The sequence below is a fragment of the Methylobacterium komagatae genome, from assembly GCF_042661665.1.
Taxonomy (GTDB): Bacteria; Pseudomonadota; Alphaproteobacteria; order Rhizobiales; family Beijerinckiaceae; genus Methylobacterium; species Methylobacterium komagatae.
The window spans coordinates 5,490,382-5,515,592 of the sequence record NZ_JBHSWN010000001.1 but is presented as its reverse complement, the minus strand read 5'-3'; the positions used below and the strand labels follow the sequence as shown (position 1 = coordinate 5,515,592).

Annotated in this window: 21 protein-coding genes and 3 pseudogenes; 12 read left to right on the top strand and 12 right to left on the bottom strand. The window is 67.0% G+C overall.

What is annotated here, in order from left to right; translation table 11 throughout:
- The first annotated feature begins 34 nt into the window (after nucleotides 1-34).
- Genes ACFQE0_RS27345 through ACFQE0_RS27325 form a run of 5 tightly spaced genes read left to right on the top strand, consistent with a single transcriptional unit; the run spans nucleotide 35 to nucleotide 5,588 of the window.
- Nucleotides 35-1,051, top strand: coding sequence for a TRAP transporter substrate-binding protein (locus tag ACFQE0_RS27345; protein WP_378975141.1), 1,017 nt, complete (start codon nucleotides 35-37; stop codon nucleotides 1,049-1,051).
- Nucleotides 1,051-2,670: an acyl-CoA synthetase gene (locus tag ACFQE0_RS27340; RefSeq protein ID WP_378975139.1), complete on the top strand. Its 1,620-nt coding sequence runs from the start codon at nucleotides 1,051-1,053 to the stop codon at nucleotides 2,668-2,670. Before ACFQE0_RS27345 ends, ACFQE0_RS27340 begins: the two co-directional genes overlap by 1 nt.
- Nucleotides 2,671-2,674: 4 nt before the next feature.
- The gene (locus tag ACFQE0_RS27335) at nucleotides 2,675-3,868 is read left to right on the top strand and encodes a fumarylacetoacetate hydrolase family protein (RefSeq protein ID WP_378975137.1); all 1,194 of its coding nucleotides are present in this window, start codon (nucleotides 2,675-2,677) and stop codon (nucleotides 3,866-3,868) included.
- Nucleotides 3,869-3,901: 33 nt separating this feature from the next.
- The gene (locus ACFQE0_RS27330; protein WP_378975135.1) at nucleotides 3,902-5,272 is read left to right on the top strand and encodes an FAD-binding oxidoreductase; all 1,371 of its coding nucleotides are present in this window, start codon (nucleotides 3,902-3,904) and stop codon (nucleotides 5,270-5,272) included.
- Between the two features lie 4 nt (nucleotides 5,273-5,276).
- Nucleotides 5,277-5,588, top strand: coding sequence for a DUF167 domain-containing protein (locus tag ACFQE0_RS27325; protein WP_378975133.1), 312 nt, complete (start codon nucleotides 5,277-5,279; stop codon nucleotides 5,586-5,588).
- Here the strand turns inward: ACFQE0_RS27325 and kce are convergent.
- Genes kce through ACFQE0_RS27300 form a run of 5 tightly spaced genes read right to left on the bottom strand, consistent with a single transcriptional unit; the run spans nucleotide 5,510 to nucleotide 12,169 of the window.
- Nucleotides 5,510-6,538, bottom strand: a complete 1,029-nt coding sequence (gene kce, locus ACFQE0_RS27320; RefSeq protein ID WP_378975131.1) for a 3,5-dioxohexanoate:acetyl-CoA acetone transferase — start codon at nucleotides 6,536-6,538, stop codon at nucleotides 5,510-5,512. The genes ACFQE0_RS27325 and kce overlap by 79 nt on opposite strands.
- A gap of 2 nt (nucleotides 6,539-6,540) precedes the next feature.
- Complete coding sequence (locus ACFQE0_RS27315) at nucleotides 6,541-7,464, bottom strand: 3-hydroxyacyl-CoA dehydrogenase (RefSeq protein WP_378975725.1); 924 nt, start codon at nucleotides 7,462-7,464, stop codon at nucleotides 6,541-6,543.
- Nucleotides 7,461-10,019, bottom strand: a complete 2,559-nt coding sequence (locus ACFQE0_RS27310) for a branched-chain amino acid ABC transporter ATP-binding protein/permease (protein ID WP_378975129.1) — start codon at nucleotides 10,017-10,019, stop codon at nucleotides 7,461-7,463. The genes ACFQE0_RS27315 and ACFQE0_RS27310 overlap by 4 nt, the downstream gene beginning before the upstream one ends.
- Nucleotides 10,020-10,027: 8 nt before the next feature.
- The gene (locus ACFQE0_RS27305; protein WP_378975127.1) at nucleotides 10,028-10,903 is read right to left on the bottom strand and encodes a branched-chain amino acid ABC transporter permease; all 876 of its coding nucleotides are present in this window, start codon (nucleotides 10,901-10,903) and stop codon (nucleotides 10,028-10,030) included.
- Nucleotides 10,904-10,912: 9 nt separating this feature from the next.
- A complete protein-coding gene (locus tag ACFQE0_RS27300; RefSeq protein WP_378975125.1) occupies nucleotides 10,913-12,169 on the bottom strand; it encodes an ABC transporter substrate-binding protein in 1,257 nt (418 codons plus the stop codon).
- Nucleotides 12,170-12,288: 119 nt separating this feature from the next.
- On the opposite strand from ACFQE0_RS27300, the gene ACFQE0_RS27295 reads away from it, so the two are divergent.
- Both ACFQE0_RS27295 and ACFQE0_RS27290 read left to right on the top strand, forming a co-directional pair.
- Nucleotides 12,289-12,999, top strand: coding sequence for a GntR family transcriptional regulator (locus tag ACFQE0_RS27295; protein ID WP_378975123.1), 711 nt, complete (start codon nucleotides 12,289-12,291; stop codon nucleotides 12,997-12,999).
- A 29-nt stretch (nucleotides 13,000-13,028) separates the two neighbouring features.
- A complete protein-coding gene (locus ACFQE0_RS27290; protein ID WP_378975121.1) occupies nucleotides 13,029-13,796 on the top strand; it encodes an SDR family oxidoreductase in 768 nt (255 codons plus the stop codon).
- Nucleotides 13,797-13,827: 31 nt separating this feature from the next.
- Here the strand turns inward: ACFQE0_RS27290 and ACFQE0_RS27285 are convergent, their stop codons facing one another.
- From ACFQE0_RS27285 to ACFQE0_RS27270, 4 genes and pseudogenes are all read right to left on the bottom strand, one after another.
- Nucleotides 13,828-14,838: an alpha/beta fold hydrolase gene (locus ACFQE0_RS27285; protein ID WP_378975119.1), complete on the bottom strand. Its 1,011-nt coding sequence runs from the start codon at nucleotides 14,836-14,838 to the stop codon at nucleotides 13,828-13,830.
- Nucleotides 14,839-14,910: 72 nt separating this feature from the next.
- A complete protein-coding gene (locus ACFQE0_RS27280) occupies nucleotides 14,911-15,960 on the bottom strand; it encodes a WcbI family polysaccharide biosynthesis putative acetyltransferase (protein ID WP_378975117.1) in 1,050 nt (349 codons plus the stop codon).
- Between the two features lie 106 nt (nucleotides 15,961-16,066).
- Nucleotides 16,067-17,937: pseudogene (locus ACFQE0_RS27275) on the bottom strand (ABC-F family ATP-binding cassette domain-containing protein).
- A gap of 58 nt (nucleotides 17,938-17,995) precedes the next feature.
- Nucleotides 17,996-18,901 (bottom strand): UDP-3-O-acyl-N-acetylglucosamine deacetylase, encoded by a 906-nt coding sequence (locus ACFQE0_RS27270; RefSeq protein ID WP_378975115.1) that lies wholly within the window; start codon nucleotides 18,899-18,901, stop codon nucleotides 17,996-17,998.
- A 214-nt stretch (nucleotides 18,902-19,115) separates the two neighbouring features.
- Here ACFQE0_RS27270 and ACFQE0_RS27265 point away from each other — a divergent pair.
- From ACFQE0_RS27265 to ACFQE0_RS27250, 4 genes and pseudogenes are all read left to right on the top strand, one after another.
- Nucleotides 19,116-19,801 (top strand): annotated as a pseudogene (locus tag ACFQE0_RS27265) (Crp/Fnr family transcriptional regulator).
- 10 nt (nucleotides 19,802-19,811) lie between these two features.
- Nucleotides 19,812-20,852 carry an ABC transporter ATP-binding protein gene (locus ACFQE0_RS27260; protein ID WP_378975113.1) on the top strand — a complete coding sequence of 347 codons (1,041 nt, stop codon included), beginning with the start codon at nucleotides 19,812-19,814 and terminating at the stop codon, nucleotides 20,850-20,852.
- 8 nt (nucleotides 20,853-20,860) lie between these two features.
- Nucleotides 20,861-21,760 carry an ABC transporter permease gene (locus ACFQE0_RS27255; RefSeq protein WP_378975111.1) on the top strand — a complete coding sequence of 300 codons (900 nt, stop codon included), beginning with the start codon at nucleotides 20,861-20,863 and terminating at the stop codon, nucleotides 21,758-21,760.
- Nucleotides 21,757-22,527 carry an ABC transporter permease gene (locus ACFQE0_RS27250; protein ID WP_378975109.1) on the top strand — a complete coding sequence of 257 codons (771 nt, stop codon included), beginning with the start codon at nucleotides 21,757-21,759 and terminating at the stop codon, nucleotides 22,525-22,527. Before ACFQE0_RS27255 ends, ACFQE0_RS27250 begins: the two co-directional genes overlap by 4 nt.
- On the opposite strand, the gene ACFQE0_RS27245 is transcribed toward ACFQE0_RS27250, so the two are convergent.
- Nucleotides 22,505-23,968 (bottom strand): sodium:solute symporter family protein, encoded by a 1,464-nt coding sequence (locus ACFQE0_RS27245; protein ID WP_378975107.1) that lies wholly within the window; start codon nucleotides 23,966-23,968, stop codon nucleotides 22,505-22,507. The two genes, ACFQE0_RS27250 and ACFQE0_RS27245, sit on opposite strands and share 23 nt — an antisense overlap.
- Nucleotides 23,965-24,168, bottom strand: a complete 204-nt coding sequence (locus tag ACFQE0_RS27240) for a DUF3311 domain-containing protein (RefSeq protein ID WP_378975106.1) — start codon at nucleotides 24,166-24,168, stop codon at nucleotides 23,965-23,967. Before ACFQE0_RS27240 ends, ACFQE0_RS27245 begins: the two co-directional genes overlap by 4 nt.
- A 194-nt stretch (nucleotides 24,169-24,362) precedes the next feature.
- Here ACFQE0_RS27240 and ACFQE0_RS27235 point away from each other — a divergent pair, with 194 nt between their 5' ends.
- A complete protein-coding gene (locus ACFQE0_RS27235; RefSeq protein WP_378975104.1) occupies nucleotides 24,363-24,584 on the top strand; it encodes a hypothetical protein in 222 nt (73 codons plus the stop codon).
- Here ACFQE0_RS27235 and ureG read toward each other — a convergent pair.
- Nucleotides 24,585-25,204: pseudogene (ureG, locus tag ACFQE0_RS27230) on the bottom strand (urease accessory protein UreG). It abuts the gene before it with no gap.
- Between the last annotated feature and the right edge of the window lie 7 nt (nucleotides 25,205-25,211).

Sequence of the window (25,211 nt, the reverse complement as noted above, 5' to 3'; positions counted from 1 at the left end):
GGCTCAGGAAGCCCTGATCGGGAAGGCGTTCGCCATGCTTTTCACCCGCCGCCGCATTCTGTCGGCCGGTTCCACCGCTCTGCTCGCCGGAGTCGCTGCGCCCCATGTCGCTCGCGCCCAGAAGGCCGAGTTCACCTACAAATACGCGAATAACCTGCCCGACACGCACCCGATGAATGTGCGCGCCCGGGAAATGGCCGAGGCCCTGCGCACCGAGAGCGGCGGGCGGTTCGACCTGAAGATCTTCCCCACGAGCCAGCTCGGTTCGGACACCGACACGCTGAGCCAGCTCCGCAACGGCGGCGTGGAATTTTTCACGATGTCGCCGCTCATCCTTTCGACGCTGGTGCCGAACGCCTCGATCAACGGCATCGGCTACGCGTTCCCGGACTACGACAAGGTCTGGGCAGCGATGGACGGTGACCTCGGCGCCTGGGTGCGCGGGCAGATCGCCAAGGCGAACATCATCGCCATGGAGAAGATCTGGGATAACGGCTACCGCCAGACCACCTCGTCCACGCGGCCGATCGCGATGCCTGAGGACTTCAAGTCCTTCAAGATCCGCGTGCCGGTCTCTCCGCTCTGGACGTCGATGTTCAAGGCATTCGATGCGGCGCCGACCTCGATCAACCTGAACGAGACCTATTCCGCGCTTCAGACAAAGATCGTCGAAGGCCAGGAGAACCCGCTCGCCGTCATCTCGACCACGAAGTTTTACGAGGTGCAAAAGTACTGCTCGCTCACGAACCATATGTGGGACGGTTACTGGTTCCTGGCCAACCGGCGTGCCTTCGAGCGTCTGCCGCAGGACCTGCGGGAGATGGTGGCCAAGCACATCAACGCGGCGGGTATGAAGGAGCGCGAGGACGTCGCTAAGCTCAACGCCAGCCTCCAGGCCGACCTGACCAAGAACGGCCTCGTCTTCAATAAGCCCGATCCGGAGCCCTTCCGCGACAAGCTGCGCAAGGCCGGCTTCTACAACGAGTGGAAGGGCCGCTACGGCGACGAGGCTTGGTCGATCCTCGAGAAGTACACCGGGAAGCTCGCCTGATGGAGGCCACCGCGCCGCGCGGAGGGGTCGCCCCCTGCACGCGGCGGGTGATGAACCTCGCCCATACCCTGCGAAAGAACGGCCGCCGCCTCCGCGACGGCCTCGGCCTCGTGCAAGCGGGGCGGCGCTGGACATGGGCGGAGCTTGATGCCCGCGTCGACGCCATGGCCGCCGCTCTTGCGCAGCGCGGCGTGGTGAAGGGCGATCGGGTGCTGGTGCAGTCGCGCAATGGCAACCAGCTCTTCGAATCGATGTTCGTCTGCTTCCGCCTGGGGGCGGTGTGGGTGCCGACGAACTTTCGCCAGACCCCCGCCGAGGTCGCCTATCTCGCCAAGGCGAGCGGCGCCCGCGTGTTGATCTGCGGCAGCGTCTTTCCGGAACACGCCGCCGCGATCCGCGCCGAATGCCAGGCCCTCGACATCGTGGTCGAGATCGGCGGTGAAAGCTTCGGTGAAGATTACGATCACCTCGTCGCGGAGCATGCCGGGCAGGCGGCGCCGGTCGCCGATGTCGAGCATGACGATCCGTGCTGGTTCTTCTTCACCTCCGGCACGACCGGGCGCCCGAAGGCTGCGGTTCTGACCCATGGCCAGATGGGCTTCGTCATCACCAATCATCTCTGCGACCTGATGCCGGGGACGAAGGAGGGCGACACCTCCCTTGTCGTGGCGCCGCTCTCCCACGGCGCGGGTATCCACCAATTGGCGCAGGTCGCCGCCGGGGCGACGACGGTGCTGACCGGGGGCGACCGGCTCGATCCGGAGGAAGCGTGGTCGCTGGTGGAACAGTGGCGCATCGCCAACATGTTCACCGTGCCGACCATCGTGAAGCTGCTGACCGAGCATCCTGCTGTCGACCGGCATGATCATTCGAGCCTGCGCCACGTCATCTATGCGGGCGCGCCGATGTACCGAGAGGACCAGAAGCGCGCGCTGAAAGCGTTAGGCCCGGTGCTGGTTCAGTATTTCGGACTCGGCGAGGTGACGGGGAACATTACCGTCCTGCCCCCGCGCCTCCACGCGGCCGAGGATGGGCCGGAGGTGAAGGTCGGCACCTGCGGCTTCGAACGCACGGGCATGCAGGTCGATATCCAAGATACCGACGGGCGCTCGCTCCCGGCGGGGGAGACCGGCGAGATCTGCGTCTGTGGCCCGGCGGTCTTCGCGGGCTATTACGACAACCCGAAAGCCAACGCGGATGCCTTCCGGAATGGCTGGTTCCGCACTGGCGACCTCGGGCATCTCGACCCGCAAGGTTTTCTCTTCATCACCGGCCGCGCGTCGGACATGTACATCTCGGGTGGATCGAACGTGTATCCGCGAGAGACCGAGGAAAAGCTGCTGAAACACCCGGCCATCGCCGAGGTCGCGATCCTCGGCGTGCCCGATCCGACCTGGGGCGAGGTCGGGGTGGCCGTCTGCGTGGCGCGGCCGGGCGAAACCGTGGAAGAGGCGGCACTGCTCTCGTGGCTCTCGGGCGAAGTCGCCCGCTACAAGCTGCCGAAGCGCGTCTTCTTCTGGGATGACTTGCCGAAATCCGGCTACGGCAAAATCACCAAGCGCGCGATCCGCGAAGGGCTGGAAGCGCGGGGTTGCCTGCCGCTCGAACAAGGACGCTGAGGCCATGGACAGGCTCACCCTCCGCGCCGCCGACATCCTGCCCGACGACGGATGCAAGGGGGCCCTCGTGGGCCGGATCTGGCGGTCGGACGTCTCGGGCCCAAGCGTCGTCGCTATCCGGCAGGGATCGGACGGGACGGTCCGGGTGTTCGACATCACCGCAACGCACCGCACGGTCGCCGAGCTTTGCGAGCACGAGGATCCCGCTTCCGCGCTCCGAGCCGCGGACGGCGAGGATTGCGGATCGCTCGATGCCATCCTCGCCAACACCCCGCTGGAAGAACGCGACCCAGCGCGCCCGTGGCTTCTCGCGCCGTTCGATCTTCAGGCGATCAAGGCGGCGGGCGTCACGTTCGCCACCTCCATGCTGGAGCGGGTGATCGAGGAGCGCGCACGCGGCGACATGCTGGCTGCCACCGCGATTCGCGCGGAGGTGAAGCGTCTCGTCGGCGACGACCTGCGCCAACTCCGGCCCGGCTCGCCGGAAGCCGCCGCGCTCAAGGCGGTGCTGGTCGCGCAAGGCGCATGGAGCCAATATCTCGAGGTCGGCATCGGGCCTGATGCGGAGATCTTCACCAAAGCGCAGCCGCTCTCGGCGGTGGGCTGCGGCGCGGATGCCGGGCTGCACCCGGACTCAGAGTGGAACAACCCCGAGCCGGAAATCGCCCTTGCGGTCTCGTCCCGGCAGGCCATCGTCGGCGCAAGTCTCGCCAACGACGTGAACCTGCGCGATTTCGAGGGGCGTTCGGCGCTGCTCTTGGGTAAGGCCAAGGACAACAACGCCTCCTGCGCCCTTGGGCCGTTCCTGCGCCTGTTCGACGAGACCTTCTCCATCGACACGGTACGGCGGACCACCGTGAGCCTCGAGGTGGCGGGGCCGGACGGCTTCACCCTGGAAGGTACATCGCCACTATCCGAGATCAGCCGCGATCCGGCCGATTTGGCCGAGGCGATGATGGGCCGGTTCCACCGCTACCCAGATGGGGCGGTCCTGTTGCTCGGCACCATGTTCGCGCCTGTGAAGGACCGGCTCGGGCCGGGCCTCGGCTTCACCCATGTCGAGGGTGACCACGTCACCATCGCGAGCCCCGAACTCGGCAGGCTGGTCAACCGCATGCGCCCCTGCGACGCCTGCGAGCCATGGACCTTCGGCACCGGCGCGCTGATGCGCAACCTCGCCCAGCGTGGGCTGCTGTGACAGGCCCTCGTCGCAAATGATATCGCCAGACCCATGATGCAGACGCCCGCGATTCTTGACCAACTCGCCGCCATCGTCGGGCCGAGCGGCCTCGTGACGGGTGACGAACTCCGCAGCCGCCCCGCCGCCTGGACACGGCCGTCCGAGCCCTGCGCGGCTCTCGCCCTGGTCCGCCCCCGCGACACCGAGGAGACCGCCCGTGTCGTGAAGGCCTGTGCGGAGGCCGGAGTGAGCATCGTCCCGCGCGGTGGCGCCACCGGTCTCGTGGACGGCATCCTCTGTGAGAATGACCAGATCACCTTGTCCACAGAACGGATGACAGGCATCGCACCGGTCGATCCTCTGTCGATGACGGTCGTCGCGGGCAGCGGCGCTACGGTGGAAGCGGTGCAGAATGCCGCCCGTGCGGCGGGCCTGTTCTTCCCACTCGATCTCGGCGCGCGGGGCTCGGCCACCGTGGGCGGGACCATCTCGACCAACGCAGGCGGTCTTCGCGTGCTGCGCTACGGCATGATGCGGGAGATGGTGCTGGGCCTCGAAGCCGTTCTGGCGGATGGCACGATCCTCTCCTCCATGCGCCCGCTCATCAAGAACAATACCGGGCTCGACCTGAAGCAGCTTTTTCTCGGCACCGAGGGCACGCTCGGCATCGTCACCCAGGCCGTGCTTCGCCTGCGGCCGGAGCCCGCCGGTTACGTGACCGCCCTCGTGGCCTGCCCCGGCGTCGATGACGGCGCCCGCCTGTTGCGCGCTGCGCAATCGGCCTTTCAGGGCCGTGTCTCGTCCTTCGAGGGGCTGTGGCCTGATTTCTACCGGCTGATGACCAAGCCCGGGCGGGCTACGCCGCCGCTGGGGCCCGATTACCCATTCTACGCGATCATCGAAGTCGAATGCGTGCCGGAGGAGACGGATCGCTTCGTGGACCTGCTCGACCGTTTGATGGGGGAGGGCACCGTACTCGATGCCGCGCTCGCCTCGTCGGAGGAACAGCGGCAGGCGATGTGGCGTATCCGCGACCGGGTCGAGAACATGAACGCGGACGGCATCGAGCGCGCTTTCGACGTGAGCGTGCCCCTCGACCGGATGGACGGGTATGTGCGCGACGCGCTCGCGCGGATGGCGGCAATTCCCGGCTGTCGCGCGGTTGTCTACGGCCATATCGGCGACAACAACCTGCACTGGAACACGACCGACCTCGATGCCGCCGGCAACGAGGCGATCGACGCGGCGATCTATGCGCCCCTTGCGGAGTTGAACGGGTCGGTCTCGGCGGAGCACGGGATCGGACTGATGAAGCGGAGCAAGCTCAAGCTCTCGCGCTCACCCGAGGAGATCGCCACCATGCGATTGGTGAAGCGCGCCCTCGATCCCGACAACCGGCTGAATCCCGGCAAGGTGTTCTGAATCCATGGCCCGCCCGCCTGCCGAGGCGCGCAAGGCAGCGCGTCTCACCGTTCGGCTGACTCCGCGCGGCGGGAAGGATGCAATCGACGGCTGGATTCGCGACGCGGATGGAGCCCCTTGCCTCAAGGTCCGCGTCTCCGCCCCGCCCGTCGAGGGCGCGGCGAACGAGGCACTGGAAAAGCTCATCGCCGCCACGCTCAAAGTCCCGGGCAGCGCCGTGACGATCGTCGCCGGGCATCAGGCGCGGGTGAAGCGGTTGGAGATCGCCGGAGTGGACGAGTCGGATCTGGCGCGGGTGTTCGGGGCGCCCGGCTGACGGAGCGCCCCGCAACAGGGGTCAGAAGCCCACCTTATCCCCCCCTTGAGCGAAAGGATCTCCCGCGCCTCGTCGGGCGTGGCGATGGAGAGGCCCAGCCCTTCGATGATGCTGCGCACCCGGCGAACCTGGGCGGCATTGGTCTCTGCGAGCTTGCCCGGCCCGTCCCATAAGCTGTCTTCCAGGCCGACGCGGACGTTGCCGCCCATTGCGGCGGCCATCGCGGCAATGTTCATCTGGTTGCGTCCGGCACCCAGAACTGACCAGCGGTAGTTGTCGCCGAACAGCCGGTCTGCCGTGCGCTTCATGTGCATCACGTCATCCGGATGGGCGCCGATTCCGCCCTGAAGGCCGAATACTGTCTGGATGAACAGGGGCGCCTGAACGAGGCCGCGATCGAAAAAGTATTCGAGATTGTAGAGATGCGCGGTGTCGTAGCACTCGAACTCGAAGCGCGTTCCGTTCGGGCCGCAGGTGGTAAGGATGTGCTCGATCTGCCCAAACGTGTTGCGGAAGATGATGTCCTTGTTGCCGAGGTAATCCTTCTCCCACTGATGCTTCAGATCCTTGAAGCGATCGAGCATGCCGAACAGGCCGAAATTCATCGAGCCGAGGTTGAGCGACGCCACTTCCGGCTTGAACGTCGCAGCGGGGCGGACGCGCTCCTCAATGGACATGGTCGGCGCGCCGCCGGTTGTGAGGTTCACGACGCAGTTCGAACGCTGCTTGATGACCGGCAGGAACTTGGCGAAGGCCTCCGGGCTCTGGTCCGGGCGGCCGTCCTCAGGGTCGCGGGCATGCAGGTGGACGATGGCCGCGCCCGCTTCCGCTGCGCCGATGGCCGCGTCGGCGATCTCCTCCGGCGACACCGGCAGGTGAGGCGACATGCTCGGCGTATGGATCGCCCCCGTCACCGCGCAGGTGATGATGACCTTCCGTTGGGTCGCCATGCTCAATCCTTCTGTTGGTTCTTGTGGGCGCGAAGGGCGGCCAGCCGCTCGTCGCGCCGCCTCATGCGGGCCGGCAGATCGCCCGGCGCCGTCCACTGGGACAGGATCGTCTGCACCGCCGCGTCCTCGTAGACGGCGGGCGGCGGCGGCTCGGCGGCGAGCCGCTTGTAGAAGCCGGTATAGCGCGCGCAGTAATCGGCGATGCCGCCCGGCGCGTTGAGTTCGATGGTCTCGAACGGCCCCATGAAGCTCCATCGCAGGCCGAGCCCGTCCGACACCGTACGGTCGAGATCCTGGGGCGTGACATAGCCTTCAGAGGCGAGCCGGAACGCCTCTGCGAGGAGCGCTCCCTGCAACCGATTGAGAATGAACCCCTCAATTTCCTTCAGCACGGTGATCGGCACCTGTCCGATCGCTTCGTAGACATGGCGCGCGCGGGTCAGCGCTGCCGGGTCGGTCCAGGGCGCGCCGGAAATCTCCACCAGCGGGATCAGGTGCGGAGGATTGACCGGGTGGCCGATGAGGCATCGGCCACGACCTTGCAACACCTCCGTGAACAGAGAGCAGCGGATCGCGGAGGAGGATGAGGCGATGACCGTCTCCGGCGGCGCCAGGGCATCCATCTCTGCGAAAAGGGCGCGCTTCACCTCCGCGAGTTCCGGCCCGTTCTCCTGCACGAAGGTGCAGTCCCGCAGCGCATCCGCAAGGCTTCCCGCAGCATGGATACGGGCAGCCGCCCCGGCTGGATCGGCGCAGAGGCCGTGGGCGGCGAGCGTCTGCAAGCCTTCCGCGCAGAGCGGAACCGCTGCGACGGCGACGCCCTCGGCCGTGTCGAACAGGCGCACGTCCCACCCCGCACGGGCGAAGATCATGGCCCAGGCCCGACCGATAAGGCCGGACCCGACGATGGCGACGGTTTCGGTCACAGCCACAACACCTTCCGCCTCAGTTCCTGATCCTCACGGAGCGATCGCGACTCGCCGCTCCACTGCACCGCGCCGCGCTCCAGTGCGACGGTGCGGTCCGACAGCGCCAGCGCGAGATCGAGGTGATGATCGACGATCACGATGGAGAGTTCCCGTCGCAGCCGGTCGAACGCCTCGAACAATTCCTCGGTGACGGCGGGGGACAGACCCTCGAAAGGCTCGTCCAGAAGTAGAAGGCGCGTATCGCCGGAGAGGGCGCGGGCCACCGCCACCATCTGCTGTTCGCCGCCGGAGAGGCGGGCTGCATCGACGTTCCAGCGCTGCTTGAGGCGCGGGAAGAATTCGAGCACCCTCTCCTCATCCCAATGGATCCCGGAGCCGGTGAGACGCTTCAAGCGGCCGAGGCCCAGATTCTCGGCGACGCTCATGCCCGCGAACAGCGCGCGTCCCTGGGGCACGTAACCGATGCCTGCACGCGAGATCCGATCCGGCGAGAGACCGGCCATCTCTTTCCCACCCAGGACGATCCGGCCCGAGGCGGGGGGCGCGATACCGATCAGCGTCTTGAGCAGCGTCGACTTCCCGGCGCCATTGCGTCCGAGTAGAGCCACCACCTCGCCACGGCGGACGGTAAGGTTCACGCCGTTGAGAATGTGCGACTTGCCGTAGAAGGTATTCACGCCCTCCATCACCAGCAGATCGTCCTTGGCGGCGGCGCTGGCGCGGGGCTTAGCCGCGATCGCTGCCGTGCCGGATCCGAGATAGACCGCCTGAACCTTCTCGTCGTCGCGGGCATCCGCCACGGTGCCGTCCACCAGCACGGCGCCATCCGCCATCACCGTCACGCGGTCGGCGAGGCGGAACACCCGGTCGATGTCGTGCTCCACGAGAAGCACGGGAATGTCGGCAGAAAGGGCCTTGATCAGATCACCCACCCGCTCCCGCTCGGCGGCGGCAAGTCCGGCCAGGGGTTCGTCGAGGAGCAGGACGCGCGGCCGGGTCGCCAAAGCGAGACCCATGTCGAGCAGGCGTTGACCGCCATAGGACAGGCTGCCCGCCTCCGCGCGCTCGATGCCCGCGAGGCCGGTCCAGCGCAGCAATTCCACGGTATCGTCAGCCACCTCACGGATGGCGAGCGCATCGCGCCACGGGCTGAAATGCGACGGATGGCGCGCCTGCACGGCGAGCCGCACGTTCTCCTGCACGGACAATCCCGGGAAGAGATTGGTGATCTGGAAGGAGCGGCCGATGCCCGCCTTCGTAATGGCGTAGGGCTCCAACCCGCCCACATCGCGCCCATCGAGGGTGATGCGCCCGGCATCCGGGCGGTAGAGGCCCGAAAGCAGGTTGAAGGCGGAGGTCTTGCCCGCGCCGTTCGGGCCGATCAGCGCGTGGAGCGTCCGGTCCGCCACGGCGAAGGAGACGCCCCGCACGGCCGCCACGGCGCCGAAGCTCTTGGCGATGCCGTCCGCAACGAGGACCGGCCCGGTCCCCTTGCCCTCGGCGATAAAGCGCGGCGGCACTCGCCCGCTTGCCCCGGCCCGGCGCGCGGCCATGGCGGCGCCCTCGGTCGGGACCTTTCGGAACGGCTTCAGTAGCCGTGTGCCGATGCCTACGAGGCCATCTGGCGAGAGCACGATGAAGGCGACGAAGAGCAGGCCGAAATAGAGGAGCCAGTCGCCCGTGTAGATCGACAGGAATTCGCGGAAGAGGATGAAAAACAGCGCGCCGATCGCGGGCCCGAGGAACGAGCGCATTCCGCCGATCACGACCATCGCGAGCAATTCGCCGGAGAAGGCGATGGAGATCGGGTCGGCCGAAGCGAAGCGGTGGTTGTAGGCCGACAGCGCCCCGGCGAGCCCGGTGATGGTCGCGGATAGGACGAAGGCCGCGAGCTTGTAGCGGTTGGTCGCATAGCCGAGGAAACCGGCACGCTGCTCGTTCTCGCGGATCGCCACCAGAACCGTCCCCATGGGGGAGCGCCGAAAGCGCCACAGGCCGAACAGGACGAGGGCCGCGACGCAGGCCGTGGCGGTGTAGAGGGCAGCGGGCGTGTCGAGGGCCGCCCAGCGTTGCACGCCGCCGATGCCGTTCTCGCCGCCGGTCAAGTCGGTCCAGCGAAAGGCGATGGCGTAGAGCATCGCGGTGAGGGCCAGGGTGAGCAGCGAGAAGTAGACGCCGCGTCGGCGAAGGATGAGCGCTCCGGCCGCGAAGGAGCAGCCTGCGGTGATCGCGACCGCACCGAAGAGCGGCAATGCCATGTCGTGCGGCATGAGCCGCGTTTGAAGGATCGCGACAGCATAGGCGCCGATGCCGAACCACGCCCCGTGCCCGAAGGAGACGAGGCCGGTCCAGCCGACGAGGATGTTGAGACCGAGCACGGCCAGCGCGAAGATCACCACGTCGGTGGCGGTGATCATCGTGAGCCCGATGCCGTCCAGGGCAAAGGGCAGGACCACCAGCGCAGCCAGCGCCGCCCAGAGCTGGCGGCTCTCGCGGACGATGCCGCCGCGCTGGGGTGGAGCGAGGGGAAGGGCCTCAGCGGTTCCGGACATGGCCATCCTCACTCGAACCGGGCGATGTGTTCGCCGAACAGGCCGCGCGGCCTCAGCAGCAGCACCAGCACCATCAGACCGTAGACCGCCGCCTCGGTGGCTGGCGGATAGGCGTAGGCGGTGAGACCGCGCACCACGCCGACGATGAGCGCCGCCAGCACGACGCCCCAGAACGAGCCGAGCCCGCCGATCACCACCACCACGAAGGCGAAGGTGAGGATCTCCGCGCCCATGGCGGGCTGCACCCCGGTGACGGGCGCCATCATGGTGCCCGCGAGCGCGGCGAGGCCGGTGGCGATGACCACGACGGCAGTCATGTAGGGCCGCAGCGAAATGCCGAGCGCCGCCACCATGTCCGGGTTCTGCACGCCCGCGCGCACCACCCGGCCGAAGCTCGTCTTGGTCAGCAGTAGCCAGAGCCCGAGCACGCAAACCACGGCCACCGCGAGGATCGCGAGGCGATAGCGCGAGTAGATCAGATCTCCGATGAACACCTGTCCGCGGAGCCAGGGCGGGATGCCGAAGGGCAGGGGCGCGGCGCCGAAGGCCATGCGCAAGGCCTGCTCCGCGACCATGGCGAGGCCGAAGGTCAGCAACAGGCCGAGCGCCGGATCGCCCCGGTAGAACCGCCGTAGAAGAAACCGCTCGATGACGAGGCCGAGCAGCCCCACCGCCAATGGCGAGGCGATCAGCGCCCCGCCGAAGCCGATCTCGGGCGCGAGCGCGACCGTGAGATACGCACCGATGGCATAGAAGGCACCGTGAGCAAGGTTTACGATGCCGCCGAGGCTGAAGATCAGCGATAGCCCGAGGGCGATCAGCAGATATTGCACGCCGATCAGCAGGCCGTTCAGAACCTGCTCCAGAATGAAGACGAGCGTCATCGGCTCACCTCACGCCGGGAAGGTGCAGGCATTCTCCTCCTTCGTGGTCGCGAGGACCTCCAGGCTTTCCCCCGGCCCCGGCAGCGGGCCGGTGGACGTGAAGATGTCGTATTGATTCTTGACCTTCTCCTGCGGGAGGGCCGTGATGGCGTACATCTCCTGCATCAGTTCGTGGTCCCACGGCCGGAAGTAGCCTTCACGGGTCTTGTGGATGTCGAACTTCGCGCCGCTCTCCAGATATTCCACGATCTTCATAGAATCGGTCGACTTCGTCGCGTTCATTGCCTGGGCGACGATCTTGGTCGAGGTGTAGTCGCTCCACCCCTGGTTCTCGGGCGGGCGCTTGTACTTCGCCTTGAAGGCCGCGACGAACTTCTGGGCCGAGGGCGAATCCACCATGTGGTGCCACACCACCGGCCACGTGCCGAGGAAGTTGCCCTGTCCCGCGCCCCAGGCAAGCGCCAGATCGAACCCGAACCCGGCGACAGGGAAGGGCAGGCCGAACTCGCTGTATTGCTTCAAGAAGTTGGTGATCTGCGCGCCCGCGAGGTTGCAGATCACCGCATCGGGTCGAGCTTGCCGGATCTTGAGCAGGAAGGGGGAGAAATCGGTGAGTTCGGTCGGGATCAGATCTTCGCCGGTGATGGTCCCGCCATTCGCCGCAAAGAACTTCTTAGCCTGCTTCAGGAGATCGTGGCCGAACGCGTAATCCGCGGTCAGGGTGTAGATCTTCTTGTCCTTGATTAGCCCCTTGTCGAGGAGTGCGCGGCCCGCGGCACGCACCATCATCGTGTTCTGCGATTCGACGTGGAACATGAAGCGCTTGCAATCGGAGCCGCGCAGGGCATCCGAGTTGGCTCCGGTGTTGATGAAGAGCGTCTTCTCGCGCTGAGCGACCTGCGAGATCGCGAGCGCCGAAGCCGAATTGATCTCACCGATCAGGCAGGCGACCTTGTCCCTCTGCACCATGCGCTCGGCCTTCGCGGAGGCCGTTTGGGGGTTCACGCTATCTTCGGTCAGAAGCTCGACCTTGCGGCCGTTAATGCCGCCCGCCGCGTTGATTTCTTCCACGGCTAGTTGCGCTGCCTGCACGGCATATTCGCCGAGCGGCCCGAGGAATCCAGTGCGCGGCGTCAGGTGGCCGATGCGGATCACATCCGCCTGACCCTGCGAGAGGGCGGGCGCGGCGAGTGCCGGCGTAAGAAGGGCGGCACCGCCGGCCCGGAGCAACGTACGGCGCGAAATCGTATCGGTGAGCTGGCTCATGGCGCGGGGCCTCCCCAGACGTTTCCTCCAGCCGGGTCGTGTGTGCGGCTCTGCGGCCAGCCCGAACTGTGATCACACATCACTAGCGCGATAGTGCAGCTTTCGTCTAGTGTCGGCACATGAGTTCATCACCAGCCCTCGCGGAGCTTCCCCAGATCGAGCGTCGCACCCTCGCGGATACCGCCTACGACGCCCTGTCCGATCTGCTCGCCTCCGGCCGTCTCGCGCCGGGGGACCGCCTGTCCCTGCGCCAGACGGCGGCGGCGCTCGGCGTGTCGGTCATGCCAGTGCGGGAGGCGGTGAGCCGCCTCGCCTCAGACGGGGCTCTCGAAGTCGCGCCGAATCGGGCCTTGCGCGTGCCGGTGCTGGGCGCAGGAGCGTTTCGCGAGTTGGCCGAGACGCGGATGGCTGTGGAGGGGCTTGCCGCCGAAAGGGCTGCCGAGCGGCGCAGTCATGCGGATCTGGTGGCGATACGCCGGGCGGAGGCCGCGTTCCGCTCGCTCGCCGCCAGCCCGCAACCGGACGGTGCAAAGGCAGTAGCGCTGAACCGCGACCTGCATTTCGCGATCTACGCCGCGTGCGGCCTCGAACCACTTCGGGAGATTATCGCGAGGCTCTGGCTGAAGGCCGGTCCGGTGCTGAACCTCGATCTCCGGGCCCATCCCGAGCGGTTGCAGCAGGGCTTCGCCGTGCGCCGCCATGCAGAGGCGGTAGCTGCCATCGAGGCCCGGGACGGTGCAGCCGCGTCGGCGGCCATCGCCGCGGATATCGGCGACGCGGCCGAGTTCATCCTGTCTCGCGGTGGCCTCCGAGAGCGGCTCGCGACCTGATTTCGATCATAGACAAGGGGGGAATGGCCATGGATCTCGGCATCAACGGACTGCGCGTGCTTGTCACGGCGGGCGCAAACGGGATCGGACGGGCGATCGTCGATGCGTTCCTCGAAGAGGGGGCGCGGGTCTTCACCTGCGACGTTGATGGGGCTTCCCTCGAAAGCCTGCCGCCGGGGGTTGGGCGCAGCCTCACCGATGTCGGCGAACGCGATCAGGTCGCGGCCATGATGGAAGCGGCGGTGGCCGATCTCGGCGGGCTCGACGTGCTGGTCAACAATGCGGGGATCGCCGGGCCGACCGGCCGCATCGAAGATATCGCGCCCGAGGAATGGGACCGTTGCCTGACTGTGTGTCTGACGAGCCAATTCAACTGCGCGCGGCTCGCCGTGCCCTACCTTCGGGCGAACGACAACGCCTCGATCGTCAACCTGTCCTCGGCAGCGGGCAAGTTCGGGTTCGCCCTGCGCAGCCCCTACGCGGCGGCGAAATGGGGGGTGATCGGCTTCACCAAGTCGCTCGCCATCGAGTTGGGCGAGGCTGGGATCCGCGTCAACGCGATCCTGCCGGGCCTCGTGGCGGGGGACAGGCAGCGCCGGGTACTCGAAGCGAAGGCACAGCAGCAGGGCACGAGCTTCGCCGACATGGAGGCGCGGGCCTTTTCCTTCGTGTCGATGAAGGAATACGTCACCGCCCGTCAGTTGGCGGACCAGATCCTATTCCTCTCGTCGCATCGCGGACGAACGATTTCGGGGCAGGCCATCTCCATCGATGGGGACACGCGGATGCTGTCCTGACCAGAGGGAATGGTGCGGCTGCGCGACCGCATCACCCTCGTGCACCTGCTGCAGGCCTGATTGCGCCGAGGAAGCCGTCGTAGAAATCCGTCACGGCACGCAGCCGTTCGAATTGCGGCAGCGCGCCGGTCGGCACCGTGTCGATGCGCCAGTTGCGACGATCCGCGAAGCGCGGGGCTAGGCGATAGTCGACGAAGTCGCCGCGCTGGCCATGGATCATCCACACCGGCAGACGCAGGCGGTCATAGAGCAACGTGGAATCGGTCGGGAACAGGTGGCCGGCGATGAAGCAATAGGGGGCGTGCTCTGCGCCCGGCTGGTGCGACGTGGCATAGGCGTAATCGAGCAGCCCCTCATCGATCTTCGTGGCGCCGAAGGTCTTCTCCAGGAAGAACCGGATACTCACCCGGCTCGCAAGCGCGCCGAACAGGGCCGGGCCGAGGAGCCGCCGGTCGAGGATCGACCGAACCAGATCGCGTCCCCGATGCCCGTCGACGGGTCCTTCGCCGGACAGGCGTGCATCGAAGCCCGTCGGGCTGATGAGGCCGAGCGTTGCGTAATCCGCCGGTCGCGCGAGGCAGGCCCGCGCGAGATACGAGCAAGACAGCGAGATCGCCATGGCATCGACCGCGACGCCGCCGTGGCGGGCGCGGATGCGCTCCACGACGGCGTGGATCGCGTCCGCCATCAGGCGCGGCGTGTAACGGCGGCGGCTGCGCTCGGAGAACCCGAAACCCGGAAGGTCGAGGGCGTAGACCGGACGGCTCTCGCGATAATGCAGGTAGAGCGGTCGCGTCTCGTAGGCGCTTCCGGCCGCGTTGATCGAGTCGATCAGGAGCAACGGTCGCCCGCTGCCCTCAGGAGACGCATAATACGACACCGTCCCAGCCTGCGCGGTCGCAACGGTCTCGCGCGTGCCGGGCAGGGCGGCGGCCAGCGGCACATGCGAATCGCGCGCGAATTTACGGGTGAGGCCGAGGGCGCCGATCGTGGCGGCCAGGGCGAGGGCGGTGCGCCCGGTCGGGCGAGCGATCGAATGCATAGGAGCGGTTGAGAGTTGAATGCAGCGGCCCGTCAACGCAGGCGTTGGTCGATGGTGCCTGTTTGCCGCAACTTACATTCGTAAGCCGGGCCGACCAAGGCGTCTGCGGTTCATTGCAACGCTGAGACTGCTCAGCATGCTCGGTCGTTGCGCGCTCATAGGCAGTGCATTCGCGTCCTGACCGGCCGCTGCGCGCAGGAAGTCGACCGTCGCCGGATCGGCGCGCCAAGCCTCGACGCGCGTACTGACGAGACTGTCCTGCGACCGCCTGCGATAATAGGCGTAGGCCGCCGCGACATAGGCGGAACGGGTCATGGTGCGCGCCGGACCGGAGCGGGGCGTTTCGGCCTTGAAGAACAGTGCACTGCCCGGCACCCCGAAATGCGCGGCGATCTCCGGATAGACCGGCCAGCTCCCCATGCCGCCGAGGTCGTCGGGCAAGAACGCGTCGAGGTCACAGGGTTCGAACGATATCCCTGCCTTGTCGAGCAGGCCCCTGGCGATGTCGCTCATCACGAAGAGCTTCGGGTGGTTCGTGGAATGCATGAAGCACCCGCGTCGCGACCACCGGTTGAGGTAGGGAGCGAGATCGAACCCGGCCCCCGCCCCGATCCTGCCGAGGCTCGCCACCGACTCGTTCCAGAACTCGTAATAGCCGAGCCTTTCGAATACCGGCTCGCTGAAGAGCCGCAGAGCCTGCGCCTCTGAGAACCCGGCGAGATAGGCGTAGAGCGTCACCGCCGAATGCGAGTGACCCATCGGGCCGGAGACGAGGCCGCGCAGGGTCGCGTGGTTCTGGGTGCCGACGGACACCGCGTCGGGATGGTAAGCTGCGAAGGCGATTGTAGGGATCACGTGGACGTTCGGCCGCGCCCGGAACTCGAGGATCGTGCCGGAATCCGCGAAGGGCGGGAGGTAGATGTTGGTGAAAACCTCGTCGTAGCCGTCAGCCTTCGCGATGAGGTCCGCGAGGCGGCGATAACGGCGTCCCAGGGTGAAGACCGACAGGAAATCGACCTGGGCGTCTGGCAGCAGATAGCGCATGGCCTTCGCCACGCTGCCCGCTTGGCAGACGCCGAGCACGAGCAGACGCGGTGAGCCCACCCCGCGCGGCTTGCCCACCTGCGAAATCCAGTATTGAGCGCGCCGAAGAGGATCGAGGCCGGGCATCACGCTTCAGTGACACGGGTCTATTCGGTGGGCAAACGCGGCCCAGGGATGGCCTGTTTCAGGCGAGCGCCGTCTCGATCTCTCCGGAGAGTTCGAGCCACTCCTCTTCGGCGGCGGCGAGCGCGCTCGCCGCGTCGGCCCGCATCTTGGCGATCTCCCCTGCCTTGGCGGCGTTCTCGCGGAAGGCGGTGCCGTCTTCCAGCGCGGCATCGATCTTCTGGATCGCTGCCGAGAGCTTGGCCATGCGCGCTTCGACACCCTCGAGCCTCTTGCGGAGGGGGCGAGGGCCGCGCGGCGCTCGACCCCGGCCCGGCGAGCCTCCGCTTTCTGTCCGCCGGCAGCCTCGGCCTGGCGTTCGCCCTCGCGATCCGGCCCGGCGAGGACGAGGCGGCGGTAATCGTCCATGTCGCCGTCGAAGGTCTTCACCGTCCCGTCAGAGACGAGCCAGAGCCTGTCGGCACAGGCCTCGATCAGGAAGCGGTCGTGGCTCACGAGGATGACCGCACCTTCGTAATCGTTGATCGCCTCCACGAGCGCCTGACGGCTTTCGATATCGAGGTGGTTGGTCGGCTCGTCGAGGATGAGGAGGTGCGGCCCGTGAAACGCCGCGAGACCCATGAGCAAGCGCGCCTTTTCGCCGCCGGAGAGCTTCTCGACCGGGGTGTCGGCTTTGGCCGCGCCGAAGCCGAGGCGCGCGGTCGCCGATCGTACCTTGGCCTCCGGCACATCCGGCATCATCGTGCGGACATGGGCGTAGGCGCTCTCGGCAGGGCGCAGCTCATCGAGCTGATGTTGGGCGAAATAGGCGACATCCATCTTGGACGAGCGCTTCATCTCGCCGGCGAGTGGCGGTAGGCGACCGCCGATCAATTTGCAGAAGGTCGACTTGCCGTTGCCGTTGGCGCCGAGCAGTGCGACCCGATCATCGGGCGCGAGGCTGAGATTCAGTCCGTTCAGCACCACCCGCTCGCCATAGCCCGCCTTCACCCGGTCCATCGCGATGATGGGCGGGGAGAGCGGCTTCTCCGGGCTCGGCAGATGGATCACCGGCACGTCGTCTTCGAGTAGCGCCGCGATCGGCTCCATCTTGGCCAGCCGCTTCATGCGCGATTGGGCTTGCCGCGCCTTCGTCGCCTTTGCCTTGAACCGGTCGATGAAGCTCTGGAGATGCGCCCGCTCCACATCCTGCTTGGCCTTCGCCTTGGCCTGAAGCATCCGCTTTTCGGAAAGCTGGCGGGCGAAGCTCGTGTAGCCGCCCCGGTAGATCGAGAGTTTGCCCCTGTCGAGATGTAGGATGTGATCGACGCTCGTATCGAGCAGATCGCGGTCGTGGCTGATGACGATGGCCGTGCGGGGGTAGCGCTCGAGATAATCGTAAAGCCAGAGCGTCCCTTCGATATCGAGGTAGTTGGTCGGCTCGTCCAGAAGCAGCAGGTCGGGCTCGGAAAACAGCACCGCCGCCAGCGCGACGCGCATCCGCCACCCGCCGGAGAAGTCCGAGCAAGGCCGCGCCTGAGCCGCTGCGTCGAAGCCGAGGCCGTGCAGAATCGCAGCAGCCCGCGCAGGCGCCGAATGCGCGCCAATATCCACGAGTCGTGTCTCGATCTCCGCACGCCGGATGCCGTCGGCGTCTTCGGCTTCCGCCATCAGCTTCGCGCGCTCGGTGTCGGCGGCCAGCACCACCGCATGCAGCGTCTCCGGCCCGGCCGGGGCTTCCTGTGCCACCGCGCCGACCCGCATGCCCTTGGGAAGGGAGATCGCCTTCGCATCGACCGGAAGGTCGCCCAGGATCGCCCGGAACAGGGTCGTCTTGCCCGCGCCGTTGCGGCCGACGAGCCCGACATGAGCCCCCTCGGGGATGGTGAAGCTCGCGCCGTCGAGAATCAGGCGGTCGCCGATGCGGTAGGTCAGGTCATTGACGCGAAGCATCGCGGCGTTTTGATCGCGGACAGCCCGCGAGGCAAGGGCGCTCCGTCCCCTCGCTTCGTCAGACCAGTTCCCACGCCGTCCGGTCGTGCATCAGCGCGGCGATGAGAGCGTGGTTCAGGTCATGGCAGGTGTGCGAGGCGACGATCCGCCCCTCGATCGGATGTCCGATCAACGCGAAGTCTCCCACGATATCGAGTACTCGATGGCGGACCGTCTCATCCGGCATACGCAGACCGCCGATGACCCGGTTCCGGAACAGCAGGGCGGCGGAGCGGGGGCCACAGCCCTGAAGCAGCGGCTTGCGCGCGACAAAGCCGTAGCACCGCCCCGCCATCACCCGGATGAACCGGCCGAACGAGCGGGCGGGGGCGATGTCCTCAGGAAATGACTCGGGCAGGATCGATCCAGCCCAGTCGAAGGCGCCGAGATGGCACAACTCGATATGCGCCGAGATCGCGAAATCCTCGGCGGGCTCGATCGACAGGCGGCGGTGACGGACGGACACGCTGACCCGTCGTAGCACGCGCAGGCGGCGCACCGGCTCGCCCTGCTCGACACGTCCCGCCCCGGCGATCCCCTCGCACCAGGGAACGGCGCTGCCGTCGAAGATCGGCAGTTCCTCGGCATCGGTCTCGATGAGCGCATTGTCGATCCGCAGGGCCGAGAGCGACGCCAGCAGATGCTCCACGGTGCGGACGAGGACGCCGTCCTTGCGCAGAGCCGTGCAGGCGGGCTGCTTCACCTGAAGGTTCCACCGGGCCGGAATGTCGGTGAAGCGCCCGTCCGGCATCCAACGGCGGAAGACGACGCCGTGGCCGGGCGAGGCGGGCGATACCCGCACACGTCCCCTGAGGCCCGTGTGCAGCCCCCGTCCCGATCGCTCGAAGGCATGCGTCAGCGTGGCTTGGTGCCGACACGCCGTCGCTTGTCGCGTCGGCGCGATGAGTTGGGAGAGGGACGGCATGGAGGTTTAGAAGGATAGGCAAGTGAATCCATATGCCGCGATCCACGCCAAAGGGGGAATCACAGTGTCGTGGTGGCTTGACCCTGCGCGACGCCCCGGCCACGATCCCCGCGCACCCGGCGGCTCTCGCATCGCGAGCGTTCGGGCGGTTTCTATCCCGGGGGTCGCCGGCCGGAAGCCGTAGGGGCTTGGGGGACGGCGAGGTACTTCGTTAATGGCGCGCCTGGGGACTATTCCGTTCTTCAAGGATGCGGGCATCGAGCTCGCGACCTTCGAGAATCGCTGCCATTGGCGCCGGTTCGATGAGAACGAGACGCTCGTCGACTTCGACGACATTTCCACCGACGTCTATTTCATCGCCTCCGGCGAAGTGCGGATCCTGAACCGCACGCAGTCGGGCAAGGAGGTCATCCTCGGTGAGATGCGGGGCGGCGCCTTCTTCGGCGAACTCGCGGCCATCGACGGCATCGGCCGTTCAGCGAACGTGACAGCGCTGACCCGCGGCGAGGTCTGTGTCGTTCCGGCGAGCGTGTTCAAGCAGATCGTCTTTGCCTCGGAAGCAATCGCCGACCGGTTGATGCGCCTGCTGGCCAAGCGCGTGCGCGAGTTGAACACGCGCCTCATGGAGCATGCGCTGCTCGATCTGCGGCACCGTCTCTATGCCGAACTGCTACGCCTTTCCGTTCCCCGCTCCGGCGCCGGGGGGAGCGCGTGGTGACGCCGCCGCCGTATCACCATGTGCTCGCGGCGCGGATCGGCTGCCGCCGGGAGCAGGTGACGCGGGAATTCACCGCGATGGCGGCGGAGGGACTGGTGGACCGCACACGTGGTGCCCTCGTGCTGCGGCGGCCGGATCTCTTGGAGGCGCGGGTCGCCGAGGCCCTGCGCGAGGATTCCTGACGCCTTGGCGATGGCGCCCAGTCTCTCGATCAGGCGGCTCGTCAAGCGGTTCGGCACGCATGTCGCCGTGGATGGTGTCGATCTCGAGCTGGCACCAGGGGAGTTCTTCTGCCTCCTCGGCCCCTCGGGCTGTGGGAAGAGCACTCTGTTGCGCATGATCGCCGGGTTCGAGACCCCGAGCGAAGGCAGCATTTCGGTCAACGGCACGGACGTAACCGGCCTCCCGCCGCATCGTCGGCCGGTGAACATGATGTTCCAGTCCTATGCGCTGTTTCCGCATATGAGTGTGGCGGCCAACATCGCCTATGGGCTGAAGGGGCGGGCAGACGCGATGGCGCGGGTGGACGAGCTTCTCCGTCTCGTCCGCCTCGAAGGATTCGGGGGCCGGCGGCCCGACACCTTGTCCGGTGGCCAGCGGCAGCGCGTGGCGCTGGCCCGTGCCATCGCCCGCGAGCCGGGCCTGCTGCTGCTCGATGAACCCCTCGGCGCCCTTGATCGGGGCCTGCGCGAGGAGACTCAGGGCGAGTTGCGCGCTTTGCAAAAGCGGCTCGGCACCAGCTTCATCGTCGTTACCCACGATCCCGAGGAGGCGATGATGCTCGCTGACCGGATCGGCGTGATGGAGCGCGGGCGCCTCGCGCAGATCGGACCCCCAACCGAGCTCTATCGCCGACCGGCGAGCCGCTATGTGGCGGGGCTGCTCGGCGATGTGAATCTCATCCCCGGCCGCCTCGGCGCGAAGGGCGTCGACGGCATCCGTGAGGTCGCGAGCGCCAACGGCGCGCTCAAGGCGCAGGATGGCGCTGCCGATCTCACGGAGGGCGCGGAGGTCGTGATCGCGGTGCGCCCCGAGAACCTGACCTTCGGCGAGACGGGGCTATCCGCCACCGTCGAGGGCGAAACGTTTCTTGGCGACCGTGTCCGCCGCCTGCTGCGGCTGGCCGATGGGACGACGCTCCGGGCGAGCAGCTCTCCGGGCAGCGGGCCTGAACGCGGAGCCGCAACACATATCGGCTTCGCTCCGGCGGATGCCATCATCCTGCCCGCGTGAGCCGCCCGATGGCCAGCCGGATCTTCGCCCGCCTGCTGAGACTGCCGCCTTTCCTGTGGCTCGGGGCGTTCTTCCTGCTGCCCTTCCTCGTCACGCTGAAGATCAGCTTGTCGGAGCCGGCGACCGCCATTCCGCCCTATCTGCCGCTGCTCGATTGGCAGGGTGGACTCGACGGGTGGTCGAGCTTCCTCGAAGCCCTGAACTTCACGAACTACATCACTCTCGCGCAGGACGACCTGTATCAGGCGGCGACCCTCGGCTCCCTCTTCTATGCCGGGACCGCGACGGCGATCCTGGCCGTAATCGGCACTCCCATCGCCTATGCCCTGGCCCGGGCCCCTTTGCGTTGGCAACCGCTGCTCGTCGCTTTGGTGGTGGTGCCGTTCTGGACGAGCTTTCTCATCCGCATCTACGCGTGGATCGCCATCCTGAAGCAGGAAGGGCTGCTGAACCTCGTGCTCATGAGGCTCGGGGTGATCTCCCAGCCCCTGGTGATCCTGAACACCGACGTCGCGGTGATCATCGGGCTGGTCTACGCCTATCTGCCCTTCATGGTGCTGCCGCTCTATGCGGTGATGAACCGGCTCGATCCGAGCCTGCGGGAGGCCGCCGCCGATCTCGGCGCGAGCCCGGCGCGGGTGTTCTGGACCGTGACTCTGCCGCTCAGCCTGCCGGGGATCATGGCCGGGGCGGGGCTGTGCTTCATTCCGATGGTCGGCGAGTTCGTCATCCCTGATCTGCTCGGCGGCTCGGAAACGCTGATGCTCGGCCGCGTGCTGTGGAGTGAATTCTTCTCGAACCGCGATTGGCCACTGGCGGCGGCGGTGGCCGTGGTGCTGCTCGTGATCGTCATCGCGCCCGTCGTGCTGTTCCGCGATAGCCTGCGCGCGGGCGGGGAGGGCGCATGAGCGGCGTGACGCGCTCCGCCCTGTGGCTCGGGCTCAGCTTTCTCTACGCGCCAATCTTCGTGCTCGTGGCGTACTCGTTCAATGCCTCCAACCTTGTGACGGTCTGGGGCGGATTCTCTATACGCTGGTACGCGGCTCTGTTCTCGGATGGGCCGCTCATCGCCGCAGCCTGGGTCTCCCTGCAAGTCGCGGTCTTCGCGAGCCTGACTGCGACCGTGCTCGGCACGCTCGCCGCCCTGGCGCTGGAGCGGCACGGCCGCTTTCGAGGGCGTTCGCTCTTCACCGGGCTCGTCTACGGACCGATGGTGATGCCCGAGGTAATGATCGGCCTTTCGCTGCTGCTTCTATTCATCGGCATCGGTCTCGACCGGGGCCTCGTGACCATTGTCATCGCCCACGCGACCTTCTGTACGGGCTTCGTGGCCGTAGTCGTCGCTGCGCGGCTGCGCGGTCTCGACCGCTCGCTAGAAGAGGCTGCGGCCGACCTCGGCGCGGGCCCCTTTCGCGTGTTGACGACGGTGACTCTTCCTCTCCTCGCTCCCGCGATCGCGGCGGGGGCACTCCTCGCCTTCACGCTGTCACTGGATGACCTCGTGATTGCGAGCTTCGTCTCCGGCCCCGGCGCGACGACCCTTCCGATGCGGCTCTACAGCCAAGTGAGGCTGGGGGTTAATCCGGAGATCAACGCGGCTTCCACGCTCCTCGTCGCCATCGTCAGCCTTGTCGTGTTGGCCGCCTCCTGGCTCACCGCTCGGCGAGGCGCCTGACGCGCTCGGACGGTTGAACCAGTTTCGCGACGAGGGCCGTCACGACAAGGTTCACCACCAACGCCAGCACACCGAGATTGACGTCGCGCAGGGGGCCGAGCTGCGGGTAAGGCGCGAGGCTGAAACCACTGATGGTGGTCGCCGCCACGGTCACGACGCCCGCGATGATCCCCGCCGCGGCCGCTCGCTTGTCCAACGGATTGCGCCGCATCAGGCTGGCCAGGAAGCACGGGAAAAGCTGCGTCACGAAGTTGTAGCCCATCAGCAGCAACTGCACGATCGTATCGCCACCCGAGAGGGTGAAGCCGACGCAAACCAGCGACATCACCGGCACGAATGCTTTCGCCAAACGGGCAATCGCGGCGTCGTCCATGCTGGGGCGCAGCGGGCGCACGATGTTGTTCGCCAGCAAGGTCGCCCCGGCGATCAGGATCATCGAGCCCGGCACCAGCGCGGTCAGAACGCCGGTCGCTCCGATAATCCCGACAAACCACGGCGGAAAGCTCTGTAGCGAGAGCTTGAACAGCGCGAGGTCGACATCCGGCCCGCTCAGGCCCGGCACCTGCAGCACCGCCGCGAAACCGACCACGAACACGAAGAGGTTGATCAGCTGGTAGAGCGGCAGGATCGCTGCGTTGCGCCTAAACGATCGCGGCTCGCGAGCGGTGTAGAGTGATCCGAATGTGTGCGGCCACATGAATGCGCCTAGCGCCGTCAGCAGCGTCGTGGTTGCGAACCATGTCGGGCTTTGGCCCAAGGACGGCAGGGCGAGGAAGCCCGGCTTCTGCGCCTCGATCGCCTGGAACATGGCCTCGTAGCCGCCGTAATAGTGCAACGGCAGATAGATGCCGAGGAACACTACCACGCACAGGATGCTGATGTCCTTGAGCACGGCGTTCCAGGCGGAGCCGTGTACCCCCGACACCACCACGTAGGCCGTGACCGCGATGGCGCCGATCCAGACCGCGACCGTCGGCGAGATGGCACCGTAGGAGGCGGTCGACACGATGATGCCGAGTCCCTTGAACTGCAGCACCATGTAGGGAACGAGCGCCACCAGCCCGACCAGGGCGACCAGCATCCCGAGCGCCGGGCTCTCGTACTTCGCGGCGAAGAAGTCGGGCTGTGTGAACAGCCGTCTTTCCTTCGCATAGTGCCAGACCGGCGGAAGCAGCCAGTAGGATGTGACGTAGCCGAGAGTAATGTAGCAGAGGATGTAGTAGGCGGGCGCGCCCTTGCCGTAGGCGATGCCGGAGCCGCCGAGGAAGGTGAAGGTCGTGTAGATCTCACCCGCCATCAGCAAGAAGACGAAGGCGGTTCCAAAGCCGCGTCCGCCCACCGTCCATTGCTCCAGGCCCATCTCCCGGCCCGAACGGGCGCGCAGGCCGAGACCGAGGGCGACGACGAAGGCCGCCGCGACGATGATGAGAGCGGCGCTCATCGGCCGTCCCCCGAGGCGCGGTTCTGCGGATCCGTAAGGTAGATGACCCCCATGATCGCGCTCGTCGCGAGCACGCAGAAGACGAGCCACGCCAGCAGAAACGGCAGTCCGAGAATGAAGGGCTCGACCCGGTTCAGGAAGTACGGGCCGACGAGCATGCCGAGAAACGGCAACACTGCGAGCCATCGGACATGCCGCATCGACCGCCTCCCTGCACCGAAGGGCCGTGCATGGCCCGGCGAGGGATGAACGACGCTTGCGCCGGAGGGTTCACCGTAGCCGACGAATGGTGCGCCAAGCGGAGCCGTGCGCCAGCGCACCGGCTGGGGTTTCATCTGGGATTACGTCTGAAGTGCCCGCTGCCCCGTGCAGGGGGTGAACCGAGATTCGTCCCATGAAGGCACTTTCCAGCATCTTCGCTCTGGGCGCCGTCCTCGCCCTGGCACCCATCGCCGCCGAAGCCCGGCCGTTGCATCATGCGAAAGCTGAGGCGAACGCCCCCGCGAAGGCGAGGCGGGCGGCCATGGAAGGCTTTACCGCCCGGATGAGCCGCCTCGACGCGCTGATGGGCACAAGTCCCAATGCCCGGACCCGTTCGGCCTCGGCCGAGCGCTGATCAGCGCCCGAGCCCGCCAGCCTCCTCGATGAACGTGGCGACGGCGTCCGCCCCATCGCCCGCGCGGAGCGAGGCGAAGACGTAGGGCCGCGTGCCACGCATCCGTTTCGTATCGCTTTCCATGACCGAGAGGTCGGCCCCGACGAGCGGTGCGAGATCGGTCTTGTTGACGATCAGCAGGTCAGAACGGGTGATGCCCGGCCCCCCTTGCGGGGAATCTTCTCGCCACCCGCGACGTCGATGACATAGAGGGTGATGTCCGCGAGTTCCGGCGAGAACGTCGCCGCGAGATTGTCGCCGCCGGACTCGATCAGCACCAGATCGAGCGTCGGAAAGCGCTGGCGCATCTGGGCGACGGCGGCCAGATTGATCGAGGCATCCTCGCGGATCGCGGTATGCGGACAGCCGCCGGTCTCAACGCCGAGGATCCGCTCCTCGGGAAGCGCGCCCGCGACGGTGAGAATGCGCGCATCCTCCTTCGTGTAGATGTCGTTGGTGATGGCGCAGATCTCGTAGCGGTCGCGGAACCGCTTGCAGAGCTGTTCCATCAGCGCCGTCTTGCCCGAGCCGACCGGGCCGCCGATGCCGACGCGCAGGGGACCGTTCGCGGAAACGCTCATCGCTGAA

What these genes read in the sequence shown, in the direction of transcription:
- ACFQE0_RS27345 (WP_378975141.1), top strand. Translation starts at nt 35, where the DNA reads ATGCTTTTCACCCGCCGCCGCATTCTGTCGGCCGGTTCCACCGCTCTG.
- ACFQE0_RS27340 (WP_378975139.1), top strand. Translation starts at nt 1,051, where the DNA reads ATGGAGGCCACCGCGCCGCGCGGAGGGGTCGCCCCCTGCACGCGGCGG.
- ACFQE0_RS27335 (WP_378975137.1), top strand. Translation starts at nt 2,675, where the DNA reads ATGGACAGGCTCACCCTCCGCGCCGCCGACATCCTGCCCGACGACGGA.
- ACFQE0_RS27330 (WP_378975135.1), top strand. Translation starts at nt 3,902, where the DNA reads ATGATGCAGACGCCCGCGATTCTTGACCAACTCGCCGCCATCGTCGGG.
- ACFQE0_RS27325 (WP_378975133.1), top strand. Translation starts at nt 5,277, where the DNA reads ATGGCCCGCCCGCCTGCCGAGGCGCGCAAGGCAGCGCGTCTCACCGTT.
- kce (WP_378975131.1), bottom strand. Translation starts at nt 6,538, where the DNA reads ATGGCGACCCAACGGAAGGTCATCATCACCTGCGCGGTGACGGGGGCG.
- ACFQE0_RS27310 (WP_378975129.1), bottom strand. Translation starts at nt 10,019, where the DNA reads ATGTCCGGAACCGCTGAGGCCCTTCCCCTCGCTCCACCCCAGCGCGGC.
- ACFQE0_RS27305 (WP_378975127.1), bottom strand. Translation starts at nt 10,903, where the DNA reads ATGACGCTCGTCTTCATTCTGGAGCAGGTTCTGAACGGCCTGCTGATC.
- ACFQE0_RS27300 (WP_378975125.1), bottom strand. Translation starts at nt 12,169, where the DNA reads ATGAGCCAGCTCACCGATACGATTTCGCGCCGTACGTTGCTCCGGGCC.
- ACFQE0_RS27295 (WP_378975123.1), top strand. Translation starts at nt 12,289, where the DNA reads ATGAGTTCATCACCAGCCCTCGCGGAGCTTCCCCAGATCGAGCGTCGC.
- ACFQE0_RS27290 (WP_378975121.1), top strand. Translation starts at nt 13,029, where the DNA reads ATGGATCTCGGCATCAACGGACTGCGCGTGCTTGTCACGGCGGGCGCA.
- ACFQE0_RS27285 (WP_378975119.1), bottom strand. Translation starts at nt 14,838, where the DNA reads ATGCATTCGATCGCTCGCCCGACCGGGCGCACCGCCCTCGCCCTGGCC.
- ACFQE0_RS27270 (WP_378975115.1), bottom strand. Translation starts at nt 18,901, where the DNA reads ATGCCGTCCCTCTCCCAACTCATCGCGCCGACGCGACAAGCGACGGCG.
- ACFQE0_RS27260 (WP_378975113.1), top strand. Translation starts at nt 19,812, where the DNA reads ATGGCGCCCAGTCTCTCGATCAGGCGGCTCGTCAAGCGGTTCGGCACG.
- ACFQE0_RS27255 (WP_378975111.1), top strand. Translation starts at nt 20,861, where the DNA reads ATGGCCAGCCGGATCTTCGCCCGCCTGCTGAGACTGCCGCCTTTCCTG.
- ACFQE0_RS27250 (WP_378975109.1), top strand. Translation starts at nt 21,757, where the DNA reads ATGAGCGGCGTGACGCGCTCCGCCCTGTGGCTCGGGCTCAGCTTTCTC.
- ACFQE0_RS27245 (WP_378975107.1), bottom strand. Translation starts at nt 23,968, where the DNA reads ATGAGCGCCGCTCTCATCATCGTCGCGGCGGCCTTCGTCGTCGCCCTC.
- ACFQE0_RS27240 (WP_378975106.1), bottom strand. Translation starts at nt 24,168, where the DNA reads ATGCGGCATGTCCGATGGCTCGCAGTGTTGCCGTTTCTCGGCATGCTC.
- ACFQE0_RS27235 (WP_378975104.1), top strand. Translation starts at nt 24,363, where the DNA reads ATGAAGGCACTTTCCAGCATCTTCGCTCTGGGCGCCGTCCTCGCCCTG.